4 protein-coding genes are annotated in these 3,651 nt (G+C 49.7%); all 4 read left to right on the top strand.

Annotated features, from left to right (window positions below; genetic code table 11):
- Nucleotides 1–121 precede the first annotated feature (121 nt).
- The 4 genes from KJ971_08620 (at nt 122) to KJ971_08605 (ending at nt 3,626) form a co-directional block, all read left to right on the top strand.
- Complete coding sequence (locus KJ971_08620) at nt 122–997, top strand: hypothetical protein (GenBank protein MBU1145894.1); 876 nt, start codon at nt 122–124, stop codon at nt 995–997.
- A 638-nt stretch (nt 998–1,635) separates the two neighbouring features.
- Nucleotides 1,636–2,115 carry a hypothetical protein gene (locus KJ971_08615; GenBank protein MBU1145893.1) on the top strand — a complete coding sequence of 160 codons (480 nt, stop codon included), beginning with the start codon at nt 1,636–1,638 and terminating at the stop codon, nt 2,113–2,115.
- Between the two features lie 52 nt (nt 2,116–2,167).
- Nucleotides 2,168–2,872 (top strand): phage major capsid protein, encoded by a 705-nt coding sequence (locus KJ971_08610; protein ID MBU1145892.1) that lies wholly within the window; start codon nt 2,168–2,170, stop codon nt 2,870–2,872.
- A gap of 34 nt (nt 2,873–2,906) precedes the next feature.
- On the top strand, nt 2,907–3,626 hold the full coding sequence (locus KJ971_08605) for a hypothetical protein (GenBank protein ID MBU1145891.1): 720 nt from the start codon (nt 2,907–2,909) through the stop codon (nt 3,624–3,626).
- Nucleotides 3,627–3,651 lie beyond the last annotated feature (25 nt).

Here is a 3,651-nt window from a genome sequence, read left to right as displayed (position 1 = left end):
GAGCAAGACGCGCCGCACAAATGGCGAGGTAAACGGGTCCCTCCACCGTACTATAAGGAGATTCAACAATGGCTTTAACTTATGCGGAACTTGAGTCGAGATAGGGCTCCAAGGTGATGCAATGGCAGTAACGGGTGAATATTCTCAGCAAGAAACACAGTTCCTTCAAGGGCACTATATTGAAATTGGTCCAAAAGGGTGCGCTGAGAAATTAGACAGAACGATGAGCAGTGTCTACCAAAAAGCGGCACAGTTGGATTTACGGTTCGAGCAGGGATATGCAGATGAAGAGCTTGAGTATATCCGTGCCAACTATGCCGACAAAGGACCGCTTATCCTCTCTGAAGAGATGGACAGAAGCCAAACCGCTATACGCAACATGGCTGTTCGTCTTGGGCTTAGAGTGGGTAAAGAAGCGAGAAGCAAGACAGCCAAGCGCAATAGGGGAAAATGGACAGATGAAACCCGAAAAGCGCACGGACACAAGATGAGCGAACGCAAAGGCCCTTTAAGTCCCTCATGGAAAGGCGGAGTTTGCACCGTATCAGAAATGATAAGAGGCAGGCTTTACACTGCTTGGACAAAGTATGTCTTTCAAAGAGACAACTACACCTGTCGGTTGTGCGGAAAGCACAGCGAAACCATGGTGGCTCATCATGTCAAAACATTTGCCCAAATTAGGGACACGGTAATAAAGGGAAACCCTGAACTCGACCAAAATCTTTACGAGGACAGGGAACAAATCGCTGAATTAGTGATTGAAGCGCACACATTAAATGATGGTGTGACCTTATGCCGTGACTGCCATAAGAATCATCACCTTGCAAATGGGGTGAACTGCGGGGACCTCTTAACGGGTAGTGCCGAAGACAATCCGCAGCCAAGCTTAGGAAGTAATTCCTTTGAAGGTTCAACGACTAACGCTCGACTCCTACCGGGTTATGCCGGGGAAAGTAATAGCGACACGAGCGCCCCACTGCTCAATTCCCTTGAGTAGATGAGATAGTGCTGAGCTTGCGGGAAACCGTAAGAAGCAGGGTTTAAATGGCCTTGCGATAACAAACTGCCGTAACTAACGATTATTTCATGGCGGACGGGGGGAAGGCCGTAGATATTTACTTCTACACCTCCTTTCTCCTGAACCGACTCCTAAAACAAAAGAAAGGCATCTGGGAACGTCCAGACGGCGGAAATAGAATCCGTATCCCTCTGGAATATGATGGACAGGAAGCCGGGTTTTACAGCCGAGGCGACACCATCAGTTCGGATGACAGAGAAAGCGTAAATGCGGCTCGATTCAATTGGGTTCATGCTTAATTGTGGTACATTAGGCTCTTTGTGAGTTAAATGGCAAGAAACGATTGGACAAAAGAAGAGATTGGGTTTCTCAGAAGGCTTTACGGTACGCTTCCTAACAAGCACATTGCATCATTGTTAAGTCGTACCAAGCAGAGCGTACAGCACAAGGCTGCCCGACTTAGAATTACGACTAAGTTGGTAGCGACGCACAAGTGGTGTGTAGATTGTGGTTTAAAACTGAGTAGGTCAGCAATTTACAAAAAGACTGCGAAGCGATGCCGTGCCTGTGCAGCAAGGCGAACTTTAGGCGAGAATCACCATAACTGGAAAGGCGGTGTGGCAGAACTGAACAGCATTGTTCACTGCCTCCTGAAGCCTTCTTGGATTTTCCCAATTCTCAAAAGGGACGACTATACCTGCCAAATTTGCAATAAGCATGGCGGAGATTTGGAAGTTCACCACCTTCGTCCATACCATAAAATTAGAGATGCGGTCTTAGAGAGTCATCCTAAATTAAACCCTGATATTTTTGAAGAAAAAAGGCGGATAGCCTTTCATATCATGGAAGATCATACCCTTCAGGATGGAATTACTCTCTGTGTCCGTTGCCATTCATTAGCTCACAATACGCACTGGGGTGAATTGCTGGAAACTCCTAACAATACGGTTGAGGACAATCAGCAGCCAAGTCTGCCGAAGTTGAGTTTGATTGTAGGCGGAAAGGTTCAACGATCAATGGGTGAGGATTCAACAACCAATAAGCCCGACACGAGCGCCCCACTCGTTGTGTCTCTACAGCGAGAAGATATGATCTGAGCTTGCGGGGACAACCGCAAGATGTGAGGGATTAAACGCCTTCACGGTAACAATACTGTATTCCAACGCCACGGTCTACCGGATCGACATGCTGAAGAACGCCGGGGATTATGCCCAGGTTCAGCTTGTAAAGCAGAGGGTTGGCGGGGCGCAGAAGTCCCTGACTAACCTGCTTGCAGGCAGTATCTACGACGAGCCGGGCGGGGATTCCGAGCGATTGACCGGCCTCCGGGCATGTTGTCACGAAACCACAACCACGGCTTACGGTAACTTGCAGGAAGCCGACCTTGTGTCAGCGGACGGTTCGTTTCCGTGGCAAGGTCATCGAACCGCCACAGCCGAGGGTATTTCCCTTGATGTTCTGAGGGATCTTCGGACTTTGTGCAAGGTCAGAGACGGGGCGCGTGGCCGGGCGGGTATGCTTGTCACCACTGAAACGCTTTACAATGTGGTGGTCAGCATTCTTCAGCTTCAGCAGCGTTTTGTGAAGGATGAAAGGACGGCCAAGGCATCGTTTACGGGTGTCGAGTTTGAAGGGGCCAGTTTCTTCCCGGACGATTATTGTCCGAGCGGGTATCTGTTTGCCATCAACGAGAATCATGTGGGATTTGCCGTGCATCAGCAGGGCTACTACATGAGAACCAAGTGGGAGAAAATACCGAACAGTGCGAACGACAAGACGATGAAGATTTTCTTCGACGGCAATATGGTGGTCAACAACAGAAAGTCCCATGCGGCTCACAGTAACTTGACCTAAACCTATAACTTCCTGATTTAAGGAGAATAATATTATGAATAACGACTTTAAGGTGGCAGGATGGAAACAGGATGTGTTTTCGCAGTCCTCGACTCGCCTGCACATTGTAGGAGAGCCCCGGTTTTACAAGGGGGTTATGTATCGGTATGGGAGGGCGGGTGCAAGCAACCTGTCTGCCGGGAAACTGGCTGTCAGTGCTGATTGTGCTGCTGCGCATGTCAATTTGGCTGCGGTTGCCGCTGCGGTAGGCGACAGGCAGTTGACCCTTACCGTGACCGCCGGGACTGCTATTCTTGCGGATGAACTGAAGGGCGGACAGCTTCAAATCAACGATGCGGCTGGTGAAGGGCAGTATTACGAGATTGCCAGCAATACGGCCATCACTACTACAGGAATTTCGATTGTCATCAGTCTTGACGAGCCTATCAACACGGCTTTGACCACATCTTCGGAGTTTAGCCTGATTCACAGTCCGTACAATGATGTGATTGAGAGTACCACAGTGACGCAACCTGTCGGTATTCCGAGAATTGTGGTTACAGCGGCTTACTACGCCTGGTTTCAGACCACGGGCCTTGGGATTGTCTTGGTGCAGGAAACTACTGGGACCGGGAATGCCTATGAGCAGAGCTCGGATGTTGCGGGGGCGGTCAACACCATCGACACGGACGCAACCGAAGGAAAGGTAGGATGGTGTCATGGAACTGCTGGTGTTGCCACTGAGTACAAACCGATCTGGCTGACCATCGGCTAAAACAAGTATGGGGAGGGTCTGCACG

It is taken from the genome of Bacillota bacterium (assembly GCA_018818595.1).
Taxonomy (GTDB): Bacteria; Bacillota_I; Bacilli_A; order Izemoplasmatales; family Hujiaoplasmataceae; genus JAHIRM01.
The sequence above is the reverse complement of the archived record's forward strand: the minus strand, read 5'-3'. Positions and strand labels throughout refer to the sequence as shown.

Coding starts and splice junctions, on each gene's coding strand:
- KJ971_08605 (MBU1145891.1), top strand. CDS start 2,907: ATGAATAACGACTTTAAGGTGGCAGGATGGAAACAGGATGTGTTTTCG.
- KJ971_08620 (MBU1145894.1), top strand. CDS start 122: ATGGCAGTAACGGGTGAATATTCTCAGCAAGAAACACAGTTCCTTCAA.